The 18,024-nt window shown below is 72.4% G+C and carries 18 protein-coding genes and 2 pseudogenes; 9 read left to right on the plus strand and 11 right to left on the minus strand.

What is annotated here, in order from left to right:
• Positions 1-52 precede the first annotated feature (52 nt).
• The 4 genes from EDD39_RS36940 to EDD39_RS42460 all read right to left on the minus strand — a co-directional run bounded on the left by EDD39_RS36940 (position 53) and on the right by EDD39_RS42460 (position 2,115).
• On the minus strand, positions 53-961 hold the full coding sequence (locus tag EDD39_RS36940; protein WP_208765768.1) for a peptidoglycan-binding domain-containing protein: 909 nt from the start codon (positions 959-961) through the stop codon (positions 53-55).
• 95 nt (positions 962-1,056) lie between these two features.
• Positions 1,057-1,491 (minus strand): chromo domain-containing protein, encoded by a 435-nt coding sequence (locus EDD39_RS36945; protein WP_123563931.1) that lies wholly within the window; start codon positions 1,489-1,491, stop codon positions 1,057-1,059.
• Positions 1,492-1,701: 210 nt separating this feature from the next.
• A complete protein-coding gene (locus EDD39_RS36950) occupies positions 1,702-1,971 on the minus strand; it encodes a hypothetical protein (RefSeq protein ID WP_123563932.1) in 270 nt (89 codons plus the stop codon).
• Positions 1,972-1,980: 9 nt separating this feature from the next.
• Positions 1,981-2,115 (minus strand): hypothetical protein, encoded by a 135-nt coding sequence (locus EDD39_RS42460; protein WP_279638473.1) that lies wholly within the window; start codon positions 2,113-2,115, stop codon positions 1,981-1,983.
• 302 nt (positions 2,116-2,417) lie between these two features.
• Here EDD39_RS42460 and EDD39_RS36955 point away from each other — a divergent pair, with 302 nt between their 5' ends.
• The 4 genes and pseudogenes from EDD39_RS36955 to EDD39_RS36975 all read left to right on the plus strand — a co-directional run bounded on the left by EDD39_RS36955 (position 2,418) and on the right by EDD39_RS36975 (position 6,347).
• A complete protein-coding gene (locus EDD39_RS36955; RefSeq protein WP_123563933.1) occupies positions 2,418-3,392 on the plus strand; it encodes a helix-turn-helix domain-containing protein in 975 nt (324 codons plus the stop codon).
• A gap of 151 nt (positions 3,393-3,543) precedes the next feature.
• A complete protein-coding gene (locus tag EDD39_RS36960; RefSeq protein WP_148089598.1) occupies positions 3,544-5,145 on the plus strand; it encodes a serine/threonine-protein kinase in 1,602 nt (533 codons plus the stop codon).
• A gap of 442 nt (positions 5,146-5,587) precedes the next feature.
• Positions 5,588-5,824 (plus strand): annotated as a pseudogene (locus EDD39_RS41835) (nuclear transport factor 2 family protein); the annotation flags it as partial.
• A 130-nt stretch (positions 5,825-5,954) separates the two neighbouring features.
• Complete coding sequence (locus EDD39_RS36975) at positions 5,955-6,347, plus strand: hypothetical protein (RefSeq protein ID WP_244257521.1); 393 nt, start codon at positions 5,955-5,957, stop codon at positions 6,345-6,347.
• A 189-nt stretch (positions 6,348-6,536) separates the two neighbouring features.
• On the opposite strand, the gene EDD39_RS36980 is transcribed toward EDD39_RS36975, so the two are convergent.
• The 3 genes from EDD39_RS36980 to EDD39_RS36990 form a co-directional block, all read right to left on the minus strand.
• Entirely contained in the window at positions 6,537-7,547 is a 1,011-nt protein-coding gene (locus EDD39_RS36980) for an aldo/keto reductase (protein WP_123563935.1), read from the minus strand.
• Between the two features lie 98 nt (positions 7,548-7,645).
• Complete coding sequence (locus EDD39_RS36985; protein ID WP_123563936.1) at positions 7,646-8,269, minus strand: DUF4328 domain-containing protein; 624 nt, start codon at positions 8,267-8,269, stop codon at positions 7,646-7,648.
• A 201-nt stretch (positions 8,270-8,470) separates the two neighbouring features.
• Positions 8,471-10,084, minus strand: coding sequence for a nitrilase-related carbon-nitrogen hydrolase (locus EDD39_RS36990; protein ID WP_123563937.1), 1,614 nt, complete (start codon positions 10,082-10,084; stop codon positions 8,471-8,473).
• 184 nt (positions 10,085-10,268) lie between these two features.
• Between EDD39_RS36990 and EDD39_RS36995 the strand changes: the two genes are divergently transcribed.
• Entirely contained in the window at positions 10,269-11,540 is a 1,272-nt protein-coding gene (locus EDD39_RS36995; protein WP_123563938.1) for a sensor histidine kinase, read from the plus strand.
• Positions 11,537-12,241 carry a response regulator gene (locus EDD39_RS37000; RefSeq protein ID WP_279638474.1) on the plus strand — a complete coding sequence of 235 codons (705 nt, stop codon included), beginning with the start codon at positions 11,537-11,539 and terminating at the stop codon, positions 12,239-12,241. Before EDD39_RS36995 ends, EDD39_RS37000 begins: the two co-directional genes overlap by 4 nt.
• Positions 12,242-12,309: 68 nt before the next feature.
• Here EDD39_RS37000 and EDD39_RS37005 read toward each other — a convergent pair whose 3' ends face one another.
• The 3 genes from EDD39_RS37005 to EDD39_RS37015 are packed head-to-tail and all read right to left on the minus strand — an operon-like array spanning position 12,310 to position 13,603.
• Entirely contained in the window at positions 12,310-12,636 is a 327-nt protein-coding gene (locus EDD39_RS37005) for a YciI family protein (protein WP_244257496.1), read from the minus strand.
• 17 nt (positions 12,637-12,653) lie between these two features.
• Entirely contained in the window at positions 12,654-13,034 is a 381-nt protein-coding gene (locus EDD39_RS37010; RefSeq protein ID WP_123563941.1) for a PPOX class F420-dependent oxidoreductase, read from the minus strand.
• Between the two features lie 11 nt (positions 13,035-13,045).
• Positions 13,046-13,603 carry a dihydrofolate reductase family protein gene (locus EDD39_RS37015; protein WP_123563942.1) on the minus strand — a complete coding sequence of 186 codons (558 nt, stop codon included), beginning with the start codon at positions 13,601-13,603 and terminating at the stop codon, positions 13,046-13,048.
• Between the two features lie 93 nt (positions 13,604-13,696).
• Here EDD39_RS37015 and EDD39_RS37020 point away from each other — a divergent pair, with 93 nt between their 5' ends.
• From EDD39_RS37020 to EDD39_RS37030, 3 genes and pseudogenes are all read left to right on the plus strand, one after another.
• Positions 13,697-14,149, plus strand: a complete 453-nt coding sequence (locus tag EDD39_RS37020) for a winged helix-turn-helix transcriptional regulator (protein ID WP_030463871.1) — start codon at positions 13,697-13,699, stop codon at positions 14,147-14,149.
• Between the two features lie 247 nt (positions 14,150-14,396).
• A pseudogene (locus EDD39_RS37025) lies at positions 14,397-14,906 on the plus strand (MerR family transcriptional regulator); the annotation flags it as partial.
• A gap of 98 nt (positions 14,907-15,004) precedes the next feature.
• Positions 15,005-15,937, plus strand: a complete 933-nt coding sequence (locus tag EDD39_RS37030; RefSeq protein WP_123563944.1) for a glutaminase — start codon at positions 15,005-15,007, stop codon at positions 15,935-15,937.
• A gap of 182 nt (positions 15,938-16,119) precedes the next feature.
• Here the strand turns inward: EDD39_RS37030 and EDD39_RS37035 are convergent, their stop codons facing one another.
• Positions 16,120-17,955 (minus strand): alpha-keto acid decarboxylase family protein, encoded by a 1,836-nt coding sequence (locus tag EDD39_RS37035; protein ID WP_123563945.1) that lies wholly within the window; start codon positions 17,953-17,955, stop codon positions 16,120-16,122.
• Positions 17,956-18,024 lie beyond the last annotated feature (69 nt).

Raw genomic sequence — 18,024 nt, forward strand, 5'->3', positions numbered from 1 at the left:
GGAGGCGCGGTCGACGGGTGCTCAGGTCGTGCCGGGGCGGTGCCGCGCGCGGTCAGTGGGTGCGCTGGTACTGCTCCCAGGTCTGGATGGGGATGCGGGGGCCGTCGTCGGCGGCGTGGTTGGCCAGGCCGTTGAGGCCGAGGTAGTAGTCCCCGGTCTGGTTCTGGGCCTGGGTGGCCAGGTCGGTGTCGCTGATCGCCGCGGCGTGGATGTGCCACGGCCAGTTGCCCTGGGTGGGGTTGCGGACCCAGGCGGCGAACCCGACCTGGCGCAGCGCCCGGGCGACGGCGGTGCGGGTGGTGCTGGACATGCCGTCGACGTTGATGTCCACCACGCCGCCGCCGTCGTGGGTGCCGGCGGAGGTGGGATCGCCACCGGGGTTGTAGGAGCCCTGGTCCAGGGTGAGGTGGAAGCCCAGGAGGCGTTCGGCTTCGGTCAGCATGTTCTGGGTGCGGGTGTCGACGGTGTACCCGTCGCGCTGCAGCCGCGCGCCGGGCCCGATCTGGTGGGTGACGGTGAACCGGCCCTGTCCGAGTGCGGCGAGGGAGGAGGCGCCGGGCAGCCCGTTGGCGTCCAGGCCGCTGTAGCCGAGGGAACGCTGGAAGGCGGCGTAGGCGGCGATGGTGGTGGTGCCGAAGTACCCGTCCACCCAACGGGCGTCGAGGAGGTTGCGGGCCTGCAGGGCCTGCTCGACGGCCAGCACCGAGTCCTTGGCCCCCGGGGTCAGCGTGTTGTCGGCTCGCCGGGGATCGATCTGGGCCGCCAGCACGGTGGCCTCCATGTCCACCACGGGCAGCGTGGTGACGGCGGCGGCCGCCGACGCCCCGGCCGGGGACGGTGGTGGTGCCGCGTGGGCCTGTGCGGCGCTCAACAGCAGGCCGCTCAGGACGGCGGCGGCGGTGAGCAGCCGGCTCGCGCGGTTCCGGGTCGCGGTGCTCCGGGTCGTGGTGACGGGTGCCATGCGGTGGTTCCTTCCGGTGGGGTGTGGAGGGTCGGCCCTGCTCCCGTATCGGCGCCGGGCAGCGGGCGGCTAAGGGATCCGGACCAGGGCGGCGGTCAGCAGCGGACGTCGGTCTTGACGGCGACGTCGCCCGAGTAGGGGATGGGGCCGGTGCCGTTCCAGCCGAGGGCCTGGGTGCACTGCGACAGGGTGGCGGCGCCGGAGGACCAGATCTCCACGACGTTGCGGTCGCACTGGGGGTCCTGGACGTCGTGCCCGCCGTTGGTGACGATGGCCGCGCACACGTTCCAACTGCTGTGGGTGGACCGGTAGCCCTCCCACACGTACAGGTAGGAGTAGTTCTTCCCGCAGCCCTTGTACTGCTTCACCGAGGCCATGGTCTGCCCGCCGACGTTGAGGTAGGCGGTGCTGCCGATCTGCGTGACGCTGGAACAGCCGGACGTGGTGGAGGCGCTTGCGGTCCCGGGAACGGCGACGAGCATCGGCACGGCGAGGGCGGCGACGGTGGCGAGCTTGGCGAAGACGGACATGGCGAACAGCCTTCTTTCGGGAAAAGGGAATGGAGGAGGTGCTCCCGGCCGTCGCCAGGGCATTGGGGCGGGCTTTCCCCGCACGAATTGCGCACGAATTCCGCACGGATTACGCGAGTTCGGGCGGGAGCGGACCGGCGGTTCTCGATCTCCCGGCACGACTGCACCCAGGTGCGCGGGTGCTCGGCTCAAGTGCTCGGGAGAGAGGTCCTACGCGGGGACGAGGTGCCAGCCGCGCAGGGACGGCGCGTGCCGCAGCGCGCGTTCGCAGACGCGGCGCAGGTTCGCAACCGCCGCGTCCGGAGTGTCCGCGATGATCGCGGCAGCGATGCGGTAGAGGTCGGGGTCGACGCGGGTGCGGATGTGCTCGACCCGGTCTTCGGGCCGGCTGTGGACCCAGATCAGATCGGTGACCGTTTCGGCCGTCAGCTGCGACGGCGCCGGGTCAGGACGGGCGAGAGCCACTGCGACCAGGTGCACGGGACCCCGTCAACTCTGCGCGGGTGGGGCGGGATGCGCGCTGTCCCAGTCGAAGCCCGAGGCGATGACGGTGCGTCGGGCGCCCGAGTGGTCCGCGACGGCGCTGCCTACGGCGGCGGCGCCCAGGCCGGCGGTGAATGCCACGACCAGAGCAGTGCATGCGATGCGTATCGAGTGAGCCACGACTGTTCTCTCCTGCTTCGTCACTGATGCCGTGCCGGTGAAATGGTTCGCGGAACTCGCCCCGTTTTCGTGGTGTTCTCCGCTGCTGAGGAAGAGCTTGCCGTCCGGGGAAGGCGATGTCACGGCCGTACGGCTGGCATCAAGTCACTCGGCATCTACGTGCCAGATCATCTGTGTGCCGGATCATTTCGTCTGCAGAGGCATTGCGCCCCCACCCGCCGCGCACCGATGATGATGATCTTCGACACGGAGGGGACGGCGCGGTGTTGCAAGCACTCGGACTGAACGCACTGACGGAGGGTGTCTACCGGAGCCTGCTGGCCGAACCGGACTGGGGAGTCGACCGGATCGCCGCCAACCTGCACCTGCCGGAGGCAGAGGTGCGCGAAGCACTCGACGAACTACTGGAACTGACGCTCCTTCGGCCCGCGGCCGACTCCCACACGCTACGGGCCGTCAGCCCGGAGGTCGGACTGACCAGGCTGCTCGCCCGCAACCAGAACCAACTGCTCTTCCGCCAGCAGCAGTTGGAGAGCGCCCGGACCGCGATCGCCGCCCTCTCCGCCGAGTACATCGACCGGCGACCCGATGACGAGATGGTCCTGCGACTGGACTCCCTCGAAGCCGTCCGCGACCGCCTGGAGGAACTCGCGGCGACCGCGACCCGGGAGTGCCTGTCCCTGATGCGCGGGGGAGCCGTCCGCCCCGACTCCATCCAGGCCGGCAAACACCCCAACCAGCTCGCGCTGGAACGCGGAGTGGTCATCCGCAGCATCTTCCAGGACAGCTTCCGCAACGACCCCGACACCCTGCGCTACGCCCGCTGGCTGGCCGATCTGGGCGGTCTGACCCGCACCGTCCCGCTCCTGCCGATCCGCCTGGTCATCGTCGACCGCAGCATCGCCCTGATCCCGACCGACCCCAGCGACGGCCGCCGCGGCGCACTGGAACTGCACGGCGAAGCCCTCATCCAGCCCCTGTGCGCCCTGTTCGACGAACTGTGGCGCAGCGGAACCGAGTTCGGCCGCCCCGCCCCCCGCGACGACCAGGACCTCACCGGATCCGAACGCGCCCTGCTCAAACTCCTGGGCGAAGGCCACACCGACGAGTCCGCCGGCCGCAAACTCGGCCTCTCCCTGCGGACCGTGCGCCGGATGATGCAGGACCTGATGAACCGCCTGGGCGCCGAGAGCCGCTTCCAGGCGGGGGCCCAAGCCGTACGGAAGGACTGGCTGTGACCCCGCACCGGCCGCACCGGCCGCTCCGCAGCGCAGGCCGCACCGGACGGCCGACGAACTGACGGCCTGTCGGCGAGCCGGACTCGGTGGTTGACTCTTCCCCTCGGGGGCGGTCCTGACCCGCTCCGGGACGAGCGGAAGGTGCCACGGGGTGGATTCTGGAACGCTGTTGGGACAGCGGTACCGGCTGACGGAGCGGCTGGGACGCGGTGGCATGGGGGAGGTCTGGGCGGCGCACGACGAGCAGCTGCGCCGCACCGTGGCGGTGAAGATCGTGCTCGCGGCACTCGGCAGCGACCCGGAGCTGCTCGCCTCGCTGCGGCACGAGGCCCGCACCGTCGCCGCGCTCCAGCACCCCGGCATCACGGTGGTCCACGACATCGGCGACAGCGACGGCCACCCGTACGTCGTCATGGAACGCCTGGAGGGCCAGACCTTCGCCGACCTGCTCCGCCGGCACCCGGGGGGCCTGGCCCCGGACCGCGCGGCGGCCCTGATGGCCCAGGTCGCCGACGCGCTCGACCACGCCCACCGCAAGGGCGTGGTGCACCGCGACATCAAACCCGCCAACCTGATGCACCTCGACCAGGACACCGCGAAGATCCTCGACTTCGGGATCGCCAGCTACACCGAGGCCACCGCGCACCTCAGCTCCACCGGCGTCGTCATCGGCTCCGCCCCCTACATACCGCCCGAGCAGTGGATGGGGCACAAGGCCACCCCCCGCTCCGACATGTACGCCTTCGGCGCGACCCTGCACACCCTGCTGACCGGCACCCACCCCTTCCCCGGCCCCACCTTCGCCGCCTGGATGCGCCAACACCTGGACACCGAACCACCCCGCCTCGAAGGCGTCCCCGCACCACTGGCCGACCTCGTCCGACGACTCCTCGCCAAGGACCCCGCCCAGCGCCCGTCCGCGGCACAGACCGCCCAGGCCCTCACCGAACTCCGCGAACAACGCCCCACCACCTACACCCCGACCGAGCGGGAACCCGCCCCGATGGACCCGCCGCAGCAAGCGAAACCGGCCAAACCCCGGCGCAGCCCGGACCGGCGGAAGAAGCCCCGACCGCCCACCGAGCGGCGGTCGATCGGACCGGACCGGTTCGCCACGGCAAGCGTCCCCAGGGGATCGGTGTCCGGGTCCGGCCTCGTCCTCGGGGCCGTGTTCGTGGCGGCAGCCGTCATGATGGCGGTCAACTCGAAGTCCGACAGTTCCACCACGCTCGCGGACATCCTGGTCGTGGCGATCCTCGAACTGGGCATCGGGCTCTTCGGGCTCCTCTGCCTCTGGCTCTCCTTCTCCGGGCCGCTGGCCTGGCGGAAGTCCGTGGGAGTGGACTCCCACGGCGTGACGGTGGCCGTCCGCAGGGGGAGGTCGAGCGCGCAACTCCGGATCCCGTGGGCGGACATCGCCCGGATCTCGGTCGTCAACGCCCGACTGCACGGAAGGGAGATGCGCGGCGCCCCGGACCAGTCGATGGCCGCCATCACCGTTCAACGCACCCCCGGAGCAACGGAACCCGCGACCACCGCGACCGGAAACCCCAGCGCGAAGGCGAAACGCCTGGTCAGGCCCCGGACGTTCGACCGGACCGACAGGTTCGACGTGACGGACTGCCAGTTCCTCGCCGCCGGATCCGAATTCAGCGGCGACACGACCGGATGGGAGGCCGTGCGCGAACTCCTCAAGGAGAGCGACCGGTACTGCGACGAGAACGACTTCTGGAACGCCGTGCGGAAGCGGTAGACCCCGGGGACCCCTTTCCCTCCTGATCCGTGCGGCGTGCCCTCCGTGGGGGTCTGAGTTGCCTGACGGCACCGCGGCCTCCCGGCCTCCCGGATCCGTCCCGCCCGGCCATCAGACGGAGCACCTCCGTGAGCACCCCGGACTTCACGGTCCTCGACCTGGACCTCCCCGTCGGGAGCAAGAACAAGACGGCGACCCCGGTGGCCGGCGAACGCGCGGCGCTGCTGGTCGTCCCCGGCCACCGCCTGCCCGGGGCGGCGGCCGACGTCACCGCCGTCACCGACACCCGCGAGTACCTGACCGCGTTCGCGGAGGAACTCGCCCGGGCCGCCGACGCCGCCGCGCTGACCGACGCCCTGGTCGAGCGCTACCCCGACCACGGCGTGCTGATCGCCCGCCGGCACCTCGCCTCCGCGGCCGACGACCTGGAGGCCCTGCGCGCCACGACGGCGCCTACGTCGTCGACGGCGAGAACGTCGTCGTCCTGGCCCGCTGCACCCCCGTCAACAAGGCCACCCGCCGCCCGACCGACGTGCGCGTCGCCCGCCACTTCGTCGTGTGCGGCGGCCGCATCGTCCGCTTCGAGCAGTTCGTCGACACCGCCGAGGTCCGCGACGCCATACCCGGGGGCGCTATGACCGGTGAGGGCATGACCGGTGAGGCCCCCGAAGGCTATTGACGTCGTGTCAGTTCATTTTCCCGTTCGCCCTCTTCGGGGCCGTGTCCTGCCTGATGATGTTGTTGTCCTCGGGAAACCCCCTGGGCAGCTGGGTGGGTGGCCTGGTCGGGGGAAGGGGGCCGGTGTGGAGATGATCGACAGCACCGGCCTGCACGGCGGGCCCTGGCCGGAGTTGATGCCCGACGGCCGCCCGGTCCTGGTCGTCCCCGCCTGCCCTCACCGCCAGGTGCTCGCCGCGGACGGCTGGACCGGCCTCGACACCCTCCAGCGCTCCGCCGACCCGCACCCCGGCTGGTCGGCCGTCCTGGACGACTACCGCCTGACCCTGCACCGCCCCGACGGCACCCTCTGGTTCGACGGCCACATCCCCGCCGACCGCCACTGGCGCCGCCGCCTGCGCGACCACCACACCCTGCTCCTGATCACCGGCCCCTTCACCACCCCCTTCGACTTCCGCCCCGCCGCCCAGGCCGGACACCTCCTCCTGCTCACCACCCCCGCCCACCTCCACGGCGACCTGTAACCCCGACCCGACCCCCGCCCCCACCCCCGCCTGCCGGGCAAACGGCACCGACACCGCCCCACCGGGTCCAGTACCGCCCTGATCGGCTCCGTCCACGCCCGGAGAGGGGCGCCGCGCCGGCCGATCGCAGGGCTGCGGAGGCAGGGCCCGGGGCCGCGGACTCGGGGAGAGCCCTGCGGCCGGCCGGGACTACCGGGAGCCCGACACGGGCTGCCGCTTGTAGAAGGACTCCTCCAAGTACGCGGTCTCGTGCGGCTGGTAGGGCTCTTCCAGATAGGCGGCCTCGTCCTCGTCGAGTTCGACGTCCACCGCGGCGACCGCCTCGGCCAGCTGGGCCGGCTTGGTGACCCCGACGATGGGCGCGGTCACCACCGGGTTGCGCATCACCCAGGCCAGGGCGACCTGGGCCGGGGACAGCCCGCGCCGGCCCGCGATCTCGTGGACGCGCTCGGCCACCGCCTGGTCGTCGTCGCGGTAGAGGATCTCGCCACCCGGGTCGGTCCCGGCCCGCGCCGTGACGGTGTTCCCGGTCCGCGTCAGCCTGCCCCGCGCCAGCGGGCTCCACGGGATCACGCCGATGCCCTGATCGGCGCAGAGCGGGAGCATCTCCCGCTCCGCTTCCCGGTGGATGAGGTTGTAGTGGTCCTGCATCGACACGAACCGGGTCCAGCCGTTCAGGTCAGCCAGGTACAGGGCCTTGGTGAACTGCCAGGCGCGCATGGAAGAGGCCCCGAGGTAGCGGACCTTCCCGGACCTGACCGCGTCGTGCAGCGCCTCCAGGGTCTCCTCGATCGGGGTGTCGTAGTCCCAGCGGTGGATCTGGTACAGGTCGATGTAGTCGGTCCCCAGCCGCTTCAGGGAGGCGTCGAGCTCGGCGAAGATCGCCTTGCGGGACAGCCCGGCGCCGTTCGGGCCGGGGCGCATCCGCATCCAGACCTTGGTGGAGAGGACGACCTCCTCGCGCCGGGCGAAGTCCCTGACCGCCTGGCCGACGATCTCCTCGCTGCTTCCGGCGCTGTACCCGTTGGCCGTGTCGAGGAAGTTGACGCCGCCCTCGAGAGCCTGCTTGATGATGTCCCGGCTGGCGTCCGCGCCCAGCGACCAGGGCTCGCCGCCCCGGCCCGGTTCGCCGAAGCTCATGCAGCCGAGGGCGATGGCGGAGACTTCCAGCCCGGTCGTTCCGAGTTTGATGTATCGCATGCCGCCGAAGCTAGGAGTTGGAGCGCGCTCCAACGCAAATGCGTCCCGGTCGGGACCCCGGAGGCGTGCGGCACGTGCGGCACGTGTGCCCTGACAGGTCAGGACTGTCCGGCGGGTGCCCAGTAGGCGGGGACGGCCGCGACGGCCCGGGCGGCTTGGGCGTGCCGTTCCTGCATGGCCGTCAGGCGCCGCACCACCAGGATCGCCAGGACGGCGGCCGCGGCGGTGCAGAACTCGGAGGCGGTCACCGTCGCCGGTGCAGGCATCCGGGCCAGCAGGAGGCCGGCGATCCAGGTGCTCCACCAGGCGTTGACCACGGTGGCGGGGACGGGCTGCGGCACGCCGTGCTCGCCGGCGGGGCCGCTGGCCTGCCAGACGTCGATGGTGATGCGCCACGGGAGGTACAGGTTGACGAAGGGCAGGAACCAGGCACCGACCGCCCACCCGCGCCCGCGCTGGTGCCCGTGCGGGTAGATCACCTCGGCGTTCACCCGCACCCGGTAGAGCCACATGATGAACACCACCGCGGTGGCGGCCGTCAGCAGCACCTCGCCGATGCCCCCGGCGCCCAGGAGCGCCAGCCCGGCGACGGAATCGGGCGAGGTGCCCACTGCCAGCACCACTGCCGCGTTCCACAGGGAAACCGCCCCGGTCAGGCCCAGCAGCACCGAGGCGGCGATCCCCAGCGAGCGCGGGGAGGCGTACGAGGCGGGGGAGGGCATGCGAACTCCAGCTCACGGGGGGTGGGTTTCGTGCCCGTTTCCCGAGCAGGCGACGAAGCCCGGAATCGTAGAGCGGGACGACGGCCAAGAACTCCGCGTGCGTTCCGTCGGCGAACGGGAGCGGCGGGGCGACGTCCTCAAACGGCGGAAGAGCCGTGCAGGTCCGAAAGGGAGCACCAGGCCGCAAGGGTGCCGCGAGGTTCACGGTGCCGCCTCGGTGAACGTTGACGCCGGAGAGGGCCGCCCCCGCCGGCGACTTGGCGACGTCGTCCTGTTCCGGGAGGAAACCCGGAACGAACTCGGCTCTTCTGCGTCGGGACGGCGCGGCCGGACCAGGGCCGCGGTGGAGAGCCCGAGGGTGAGGGCGAGGCACAGCCAGGCGAAGGTGTCGCCGATCCGGGTGTAGGGGGTCGGCGCCCCCCGCGTGGGCAGGTACGCCACGGTGGCCTGGCGGTCGGTGGTGAAGTAGTCGGTGGTCGCCAGCACCCGGCCCTGGCGGTCGAAGGCCGCGGTGACGCCCTCGGAGTCCTGGCGGAAGAGCGCGTAGCCGTTCTCGACGGCGCGCAGGGCGGCCTTGCGGGTGTGCGCGAGGCCGTACTCCCGCCAGTCGTGGGCGGGGACGAGCATGATGTCGGCGTCGACGCGCATCAGTGCGGGGAAGTCCGCGTCGTAGCAGATCACGGTGGCGAGGCGGCCGTACGGGGTGTCCACGACGGGCACCTCGCCGTCGCCGGGGGTGTAGGACTCGGAGCCGGGGACGGGGTGCGCCTTGTCGTACGTCCACCGGACGGCGCCCGCCGGGTCGATCAGCAGCACCATGTCGCGGCCGTACGCCGGGCCGGTGGCGCCGAAGGTCTCGATGCCGATCTCCAGGTAGACCCCGGAACGGCGCGCCTCCTCCTGGGCGTGCGCGATCACCGAACCCGCGTACGACTCCTGGGCCTTGACGGCGCCCTCGGGCCAGACCACGATCTTCGCGCCGGCCCCGGCCTCCCGCCGGGTGGCGTCGAGCAGGCTGCGTTCGACGGCGGTGACGGCCGGCAGGAGCTCGGCGGGCGGCGCCGTGGCGAGGTCGCGGCGCGAGCCGCCGGGCACCCGGGCGAAGGCGGCCCGCTGCCCGTCCAGGGCGGCCCGGTCGGCGCTGACCCCGGCGACCCGGACGGTCGGCGCCCGCGGCGGGAGGAAGGCGAGCCGGACGCTCCCCGCGCCCAGCACCGCCAGCAGGACGGCCAGGTGGACGGCGACGGCCCGGCGAGCCGGGCGCCACGAGCGCTGCTCCAGCAGGCGGTTGGCCACGGCGGCGAACCAGCCGACGAGGAAGGCCACGCCGTACGAGCCGGTCAGCGGGAGCAGTTGGAGCAGCGGCAGGTCGCCGTCCTGGGTGACCGCGAGGTTGCCGTACGCGGTGCCGAACGGCGAGACCAGGGTGATCAGGAACTCCGCCCCGGCGAACGCCGCGGGGAACAGCAGCAGCGCGGCGGTCGGCCGCAGCCGGGCCGCCAGCAGCCGGTCGAGCAGGAACGGCAGCGCGAGCAGGGCGGAGAGGGCGGCCGCCCCGGCGACGGTGACGGGCACGAGGCCCATCCGGGACTCCACCAGCCAGCACAGCGCGGCCACGGTGTTGGCCGCCCAGACGCCCAGCCCGCCCCACCAGGCCCGGCCGGTCCGGGTGAAGCGCAGCAGCAGGACGGGGAAGAGCCAGGCGGCCGGCGCCAGGTCGAAGCGCCCGCCGACGGCGAAGCACTGGGCGACGGTCCCGAGCAGCAGCAGGAGCGCGGGCCCGGTGGCGGCGCGCAGGGACGGACGGTCGGTCACGGCGGGTCGGTCCGATCGGTCGGCGGTCGGCCCGGAGGACTCCGGACCGCAGCCGACGCTAGGGACGGACCGGCACCGCGCGGATCGTCCCGCCGGGCGAGGCCGCCCCCGCGCACGCACCTTTCGATGCGGCCGGACGGCGGATCGCAGCCCGCGCACCGGCCGTTAGCCTTGACGACCAGTGATGACAACGGACCCGGCGGCCGCAGCGCGCCGCCTCACCCACCGGTGCGCCGACCTGCTGGCCCGACGGCCGTGGCTGCCGGACGCGGCGCTCGGCGCCGGCCTGACCGCCTTCGACGTGCTCACCCTGCTGGCCCGCGGCCCCGCGCCGAGCGCGGCCGGCGCCGTGCTCTGGGGCGCGCAGACCGTGCCCCTGCTGTGGCGCCGCCACCGGCCGGTGGCCGTCCTCACCGCGATGACCGCCGCCTTCGTGCTGTTCGCCGCGGCCGACCCGGTGCCGGGCAAGACACCCGGCCCCTACCTGCTCGTCCTCGGGGTGTACGCCGCCGCCCGCTACGCGCCCGCGGCGCGCAGCGCACCCGCCGCGGCGCTCGCACTGGCCACCGCCGTCGCCACCGACCTGCTCTGCGGACGCGCCCTGCCCGCGCACCTCGGCTCCGTCGAGCCGATCAGCGCCACCACGTACACGGTCTTCCTCACCACCGCCTGGTTCCTGGGCCGGGGACGACGACGGATCGGCGTCCAGGCCGGGCGGCTGCGCCTGCTCAACGCCCGCCTGCGCGCCGAACGGGAGGCCAACGCCCGGCAGGCCGTCCTCACCGAACGGGCCCGCATCGCCCGCGACCTGCACGACGTCGTCGCCCACCACATCAGCGCGATCGCCGTCCAGGCCCGCGCCACCGGCGAAGCGCTCGCCGGGGAGAGCGGCGACCCCGGCGGCGGACGGCCCGGGGTGGAGCGGATCGCGCGGACCGCCGACACCGCCCTGGTGGAGATGCGGCGCATCCTCGGACTGCTGGCACCGGCGGACGCCGCCGACGACCTCGCACCGGAACCGTCACTGGCCCACCTGGACCGGCTGGCGTCCGTGCTGGAGGCCGCGGGCTGCCGGGTGACCGCCTCGGTGGACGACGCCCTGGCCGCACCCGGCGCGCTCACGGCGGCGCTCCAACTCTCCGCCTACCGCGTCGCCCAGGAGGCACTGACCAACGTCCTCAAGCACGCCGGTCCCACCCGGGTGCGGATCGAGGCGCGCAGGACCGCCGACGCCCTGACCCTCCTGGTCGAGAACGGCCCGCCGGCCCCCGGGCACCGCCCCGTACCGGGTTCCGGACGGGGCCTGCTCGGCATCCGCGAACGGGCCGCCGCGTTCGACGGAACGGTGCACGCCGGGCCGCGCGACGACGGCGGATGGCGGCTGTCCGTCGCCCTGCCGCTGGAGGCCGACACACCGTCAGGAGCCCTGGACCCGGCAGCGGGAGCGGTGCCGTGACCCCGCTCGCGGTGCTGGTGGTGGACGACCAGGAGATGGTGCGCGAAGCGCTGCGCGCCGTGATCGACCGCCCGGAGGACCTCCGGGCGGTCGGGACGGCCGGCGACGGGGAACAGGCCGTGGCACTGGCCTTCGAACTGCGCCCGGACGTGGTCCTGATGGACGTGCGGATGCCCGGCACGACCGGCGTCGAGGCCACCCGGCGGATCCTCGCCGACTGGCCCCACACCGACCACCCCGCCCCACGCGTCCTCGTCCTCACCACCTTCGACCACGACGAGTACGTGCACGCCGCCCTGCGGGCCGGAGCCACCGGATTCCTGCTGAAGAACAGCCGCCCCGACGAACTGGCCCGGGCGATCCGGGTGGTGGCCGACGGCGAGTCCGTCCTCGCCCCGAGCGTGACCCGCCGCCTCATCGGAGCGGTGACCGCACTGCCCGCAGCACTGCTGATCGGCACCCCACGCGTCCACGACGACCGCGAACGGGCACTCGAAGCACTCACCGAACGGGAACTGGAAGTCCTGGTCCTGGTCGCCCGCGGCCGTTCCAACGCCCAGATCGCGGACAGCCTCGGCCTCACCGAAGGCACCGTCAAGAGCCGCGTCAACCGCATCCTCACCCGCCTCGGCCTGGACAACCGCGTCCAGGCCGCGATCCTCGCCCACGAAACGGGCCTCCTCGGCCCCCCGCCCCACTGAACTCCCCCCACCGGCCGGGGCAATTCGGAACAGCCCCGTCCCGGCCCGCCCAGCCTGCCGGGACGGTCCTATCCGGGCAGGCGGTCACCGGGAAAGCCGAAGCACGGAAGGACGTCGCAGGTCATCATTCCGGCCCGGACGCAGGGGTCCGCAGCCATGATCTCTTCGGCCTCACCGGTCGGCACGGTCATGATGGCCAGTCCTGCGACGGTGTCCGAGGCGACCGGGCACAGGACGGCGATCACGCCGTCGGCGCGCAGGGACACCATGCGTCGCTGGTGTTCGAGCTCGATCGCCTCCGCCCCCTCCTGGTGCCGCGCCGGGCCCCAGCGGAGTTCCGCCAGGCTGAAGGGCCTTGCGGTCGCCGCCAGTTCCCGGATCTGTTCGTCGCTCACGTGCGAGGCCACCCGCGTCACATCCCCGTCTTCTGGTGGTCGACCTCGATCAGGCCCACGATTCGTTCCTGGTCCCGGCCGTAGGGCGCGCCGATGTACTTGCCGGCGATCTCGTCGACCACCTTCCACCCCTCCTCGCCGTCGAGCCACTTGACGACCCGTCCGCGGAGCATGACGGGCAGGAACGGGTTGTCGGGCGGGGTGAGCGAGACGGCCACCCTGGGGTCGCGGCGCAGGTTGCGCGCCTTGCGGGAGGCCGGTCCGGTCAGGAACGCGACCTGGTCGCCGACGGTCCCGATCCACAGCGGGACCGAGTGCGGGGACCCGTCGGGCATGATCGTCGCCAGGTGGGCGATCGGGGTTCCGTCCAGGACGGCGCGCACGTTGTCACTCAGCACGGTGGAACTCCTCAGTGGTCGATCCGGTAGTGGAGGTGGACGACGCCGGCGCCGGGGACGGCGTCGACCAGGGTGAGCCGGACGTGCTCGGGGAGGCGTCCGAAGAACGGACGGCCGGCGCCGAGGAGGACCGGCACCTGGTGCAGGACCACCTCGTCGACCAGGCCCGCCTCGATGGCCGCAGTCAGGGTGGCGCCGCCCTGGATCGCCACGTCCCGCCCGCCCGCCAGGGCCCGGGCCTGCCCGATCGCGTCCTGGATCGAGGTGGCGAAGGCCTGACGCGGGGAGCCGGCGTGCTCGGCAGGCTGCGGGCGGTGGCTGAGCACGACCATCGGGGCCGTCGGATGGGGGCTGCCGCCGCCGAAGCCCTCGGAATCGTCGTACGTGGTACGCCCGGTGACGACCGCGCCCACGCGGTCGAGGAGCTTGTCGTATACGGCGGCGTTGCGCGGGTCGCCGTACCAGTCGAAGAGCGTCCCGCCGTCACCCAGGCCTGAGCCGGGCCGGGGGTGGTCGCCCGTGATGCGGCCGTCGACCGAGACGGCCAGGGCTGCGAACACCTTGCTCATGGCACTTCCCTCGGAGTTCCTTGAAGAGACCCTGATGGGCTGATCGTAGCATCCAGAGTTCCTTGAAGGAACCCCAACTGGTAGAGTGGCGCCATGCAGCGCACACAATTCGGTGGGATGGCGTGCTCGATCGCCCGCACGCTGGACGTGATCGGCGAACCCTGGTCGCCGCTGATCCTGCGCGACGTCTGGGCCGGCATGAACCGCTTCGACCAGATCCAGGCCGACCTCGGCGTCTCCCGCAAGGTGCTCACCGAACGGCTCAACCACCTGGTCGAGCAGGGCGTGCTCGACCGTCGGCCGTACGACGCGCGCCCGCGCTTCGAGTACCACCTCACCGAGAAGGGCACCGATCTCGTGGAGATGCTCATGGTCATGGCGCGCTGGGGTGACCGATGGCTCGCCGGAGAGGCCGGACCCCCCGTCCTCTACCGCCACCACGCCTGCGGCCGGATCGCCACCGTGGACCCGCGCTGCAGTCACTGCGGCGAGCCCATGCACGCCGACGACGTCGACCTCCTTCCGGGGCCCGGTTCGGCCCGATGACGGACATCCGCACGGTGACCGGCCCGTGCGGGACCACCGGCCGCCACGTGACCTCCCACCTCCTGCGCACCGTCGGAACCCCCGCACGCGGCAGCAGTCCGCCGCCCGCGGCAGCCCGTCCCGCGGCAGCCCGCCCCGCCGCCCTCGTCGCGGGTTGACCCTCCCCCGGGTCAGGCTGCACGGTGAGGCGCACGGAACGCAGGGAACGCACGGGACGCAGGGAACGCGCGGAAACGAAGGAGCACGCATGAGCTGGCCGGTGGGGCAGGTCTCCGGTTTCGCCGGGGTCACCATCAAGACCCTGCACCACTACGACCGGTCCGGACTGCTGTCGCCCAGCGAGCGCGGCCCGGCCGGCTACCGCCTCTACAGCAGTGTGGACCTCGCCAGGCTGCAGCAGATCCTCTTCTACCGCGAACTCGGCTTCCCCCTGGAGCAGATCGCCGACATCCTGGCGGACCCGCAGGCGAACGCCCTGGGCCACCTGCTGGCCCGGCGCCAGGCCCTCACCGATCAGATCGAGCGCCTGCACAAGCTCGTCGACGTCGCCGAGCGGGCCATCGAAGTCCAGCGCACGGGGGTCGAACTGAGCCCCGAGGAGCGCTTCGAGATCTTCGGCGACGTGGTCTTCGACCTCAGCTACGCCGCCGACGCCCACCTCAAGTGGGGGGAGCGGGACGGCCACCGGGAGGCCCTGGCCCGCGCGGCCACCCACTCGAAGGAGGACTGGCGGCTGCTGATGGCGGAGGCCGCGGCCCGGACGATGTCCGAGGAGGACGGCGCAGCCCGGGTCGCGCAGGCCGTGGCGGTCGTGGCGGACGGCCGTCCCGGCTCCCGCGGGCCTCGTTGGGGACAATGGGTGCCGTGACATCGACGATGGACTACCAGCAGGTTCTGGACCGGATTGCCGAGGAGATCGCGCGAACGCCCGGCCGGGGACGGTCCGCCGACTACATTCCGGCGCTCGCCGCCCGCGACCCACGCGCCTTCGGCATGGCCGTCGCCGAGCTGGACGGCACCGTCCACGGGGTGGGGGAGTGGCGCGAGCCGTTCTCCGCGCAGTCCATCACCAAGGTCTTCACCCTGGCCCTGGACCTGGCCCACGAGGGCGACGAACTGTGGGAGCACGTGGGCCGCGAACCCTCCGGCAACCCGTTCAACTCCCTCGTCCAGCTCGAGTACGAGAACGGCATCCCGCGCAACCCGTTCATCAACGCCGGCGCCCTGGTCGTCACCGACCGCCTCCACACCCGCACCGGTGACGCGGCGGGCGAACTCCTGCGGTTGCTGCGGGCCGAGAGCGGCAACCCGGACCTCGATTTCGACCTGGCGGTCGCCGCCTCGGAGACCGCGCACGGCGACCGCAACGCCGCCCTCGGCCACTTCATGGCCTCCTACGGCAACATCGACAACCCCGTCCCGCTCCTGCTCGACCAGTACTTCCGCCAGTGCTCGGTCACGGCCTCCTGCGCCGACCTCGCGCTGGCCGCCACCCTCCTGGCCCGGCACGGCATACGCGCCGACGGCACCCGGCTGCTGACCCGCAGCCAGGCCAAGCAGGTCAACGCCGTCATGCTGACCTGCGGAACCTACGACGCCGCCGGCGACTTCGCCTACCGCGTCGGACTGCCCGGCAAGAGCGGGGTGGGCGGCGGCATCATCGCCGTCGTACCCGGCCGCTGCGCCCTGTGCGTGTGGAGCCCCGGCCTGGACGAACGGGGCAACTCCGTCGCCGGAGTGGCGGCGCTGGACCTGTTCACCACCCTCACGGGGCTGTCGGTGTTCTGAAGCCGGCCTCCACTCCGCCGCCGGCCTCCAGCCGTGCCGCCGCGAGCCGTCGGTCCGTACGCCGACGGCTCGCGCCGACACCAGGGCGCGGGAGAGCGAAGAGAACGTCGGAACGGCGGCGTGGCGAGGACGGCGGGGACTCGGACCCTTCCGGGCCCTGGCGTCGGCGGGGGCGGAGGCGGTCAGGGGCAGTTCTCGTCGATCTTGTACTGGAGGGCCCTGGGGTAGTCGTGCCGGCTGAGGCGGACGCGGGCCAGGACCGGGGCGTGGTTGAGGTCGTTGCCGGGGTCGGCGAGGTCGGCGAGGAGGGAGTCGAGCTCAGAGTGGGTGGTGAGTTCGAAGCCGTGCATCGGGTCCTTCTCGGAGCCGAAGACCTCCGCCAGCTTCTCGTAGCGCCACGGGTGCAGCACGTTGTAGAAGTCGGCCCCGTCGGACGGTTTTCCCTTGTAGTAGCAGGGGCTGACCAGCATCTGCTCGATGCCGTAGAAGCCCTCGTTGTCGAGGACGAAGACCACCGGCCGCAGGTGGTGGCGGACGTGGGTGGACAGTTCCTGGCAGATCTCCTGGAAAGAGCCGTCGCCGACGAAGACCAGCGGGCGCTTCAGCGGTTGCTGCCGGCCGAGCGCCGCGCCGGTGGCCGCGCCGACGGAGTAGCCGATGGACAGCCAGCTGTTCTGCGCCAGGTAGCCGGCCCGTTCGGTGATCCGCAGGTTCATCGAGCCGAGCAGGGCGAACGCCGCGTCGGAGACCACCGTGAAGGGCGAGGGGGCCTGCGGGTCGCCGCCGGTGGCCTGGTGTTCCAGGAAGTGGTTGATGCGCTCGAAGAAGCCGTCGTAGGTCAGTTCGCCCTCGTCCGGGTGTTCGGAGCTCAGCGAGTCCAGGAACTCGGCGGTGGTGGCCGGGACGTCCAGGCCCGCCTCGCGGGCCAGTGCGAAGTGGTCGGCGGGGAACGTCCGGCCCGCCAGCGCGGTCCGCAACGCCGGGACGAAGCGGCCGAGTTGGACGTCCGGGAAGTACAGGGCGCCGACGCTGACGCCGCCGCGGGCCGCCACGATCCAGTCGTCGCCGATGGACTGCTCGCCGTTGAGGTTCTTGGACGTGGACCACGTCCCCAGGCCGATCCGGCAGCCCGCGTTCTTGAAGGTCCTGCGGATCTCCGGCAGGCTCGCCTTGCCGTTGTAGACGCCGGCGAACCGCGGGTGCCGTTCGGACACCACGGACTTGGCGCCGACCGTGGTGCAGAACTGCATCTCGGTGGCCTCGACGAACTCCAGCAGTTCCCGCTCCAGCCGGTGGTGCACGAGTTCCTCGCCCGCCCAGACGATCGGCGTGCCGAGCCTCGTGATCAGTTCCGCCGCCGCCGCGACGGCCTTGTCCAGGATCTCCTCGTTCCGCCTGGTGAACGGCCGCTCGTGGGCCCGGAGCCGGCCCTGCGGGGCGTCGCAGGGCGCATGCCAGAGGTCCTCCATGACCTCCAGGTAGACCGGCTTGCGCTCGGTCAGGCAGGCGGTGATCGCGCTGTCGATCTGCGAGGGCGCCAACCCCGGGTTGGAGAGGACCTGCGCGTCCACCGTGACCTGCCGGTAGACCTCCAGGTTGCTCTCCCGCCGCGGGCTCATGTGGGTGGTGAGCAGGCCCACCGCCTGGAAGTTGAGCCACTGTTCGTAGGACGGCGCCCCGTTGATCGCGATCAGCGGGACGTCCTCGACGTACGCGCCGCCGACCGCGTTGAGCAGGTTGAACGCGCCCACGCTGTACGTCACCGCCACCGCGGCGACGCCCTGTTCGGGCTGGTCGGCGTCGGCGTCGGCGAGCCGCACCCGGGCGTAGGCGTCGGCGGCGTAGCCGGCCCCCAGCTCGGTGGGGGTGCCGACCCAGCGCACCGCCGTGGTCTCCTGCATGATCGTCAGGAACGGGCCGAGCAGGTCGCCCGGCACGCCGAAGACGTAGCGGATGCCCAACTGTTCGAGCCTGGTCGCCAGGTAGCGGCCGACCGTCCATTCGTCAGCGCTGTTCATCGGTGTACTGCCTCCTCGTGGTTCTGCCGGTTGAGCTCGACGTCCGGGACGGCGCGGAGACCCCTGCGC

This window comes from Kitasatospora cineracea (genome assembly GCF_003751605.1).
Classification (GTDB): domain Bacteria; phylum Actinomycetota; class Actinomycetes; order Streptomycetales; family Streptomycetaceae; genus Kitasatospora; species Kitasatospora cineracea.

What these genes read in the sequence shown, in the direction of transcription:
- EDD39_RS36980 (WP_123563935.1), bottom strand. Translation starts at nt 7,547, where the DNA reads ATGCGATACATCAAACTCGGAACGACCGGGCTGGAAGTCTCCGCCATC.
- EDD39_RS36975 (WP_244257521.1), top strand. Translation starts at nt 5,955, where the DNA reads ATGATCGACAGCACCGGCCTGCACGGCGGGCCCTGGCCGGAGTTGATG.
- EDD39_RS37030 (WP_123563944.1), top strand. Translation starts at nt 15,005, where the DNA reads ATGGGTGCCGTGACATCGACGATGGACTACCAGCAGGTTCTGGACCGG.
- EDD39_RS37020 (WP_030463871.1), top strand. Translation starts at nt 13,697, where the DNA reads ATGCAGCGCACACAATTCGGTGGGATGGCGTGCTCGATCGCCCGCACG.
- EDD39_RS36945 (WP_123563931.1), bottom strand. Translation starts at nt 1,491, where the DNA reads ATGTCCGTCTTCGCCAAGCTCGCCACCGTCGCCGCCCTCGCCGTGCCG.
- EDD39_RS37035 (WP_123563945.1), bottom strand. Translation starts at nt 17,955, where the DNA reads ATGAACAGCGCTGACGAATGGACGGTCGGCCGCTACCTGGCGACCAGG.
- EDD39_RS37015 (WP_123563942.1), bottom strand. Translation starts at nt 13,603, where the DNA reads ATGAGCAAGGTGTTCGCAGCCCTGGCCGTCTCGGTCGACGGCCGCATC.
- EDD39_RS36940 (WP_208765768.1), bottom strand. Translation starts at nt 961, where the DNA reads ATGGCACCCGTCACCACGACCCGGAGCACCGCGACCCGGAACCGCGCG.
- EDD39_RS36995 (WP_123563938.1), top strand. Translation starts at nt 10,269, where the DNA reads ATGACAACGGACCCGGCGGCCGCAGCGCGCCGCCTCACCCACCGGTGC.
- EDD39_RS36985 (WP_123563936.1), bottom strand. Translation starts at nt 8,269, where the DNA reads ATGCCCTCCCCCGCCTCGTACGCCTCCCCGCGCTCGCTGGGGATCGCC.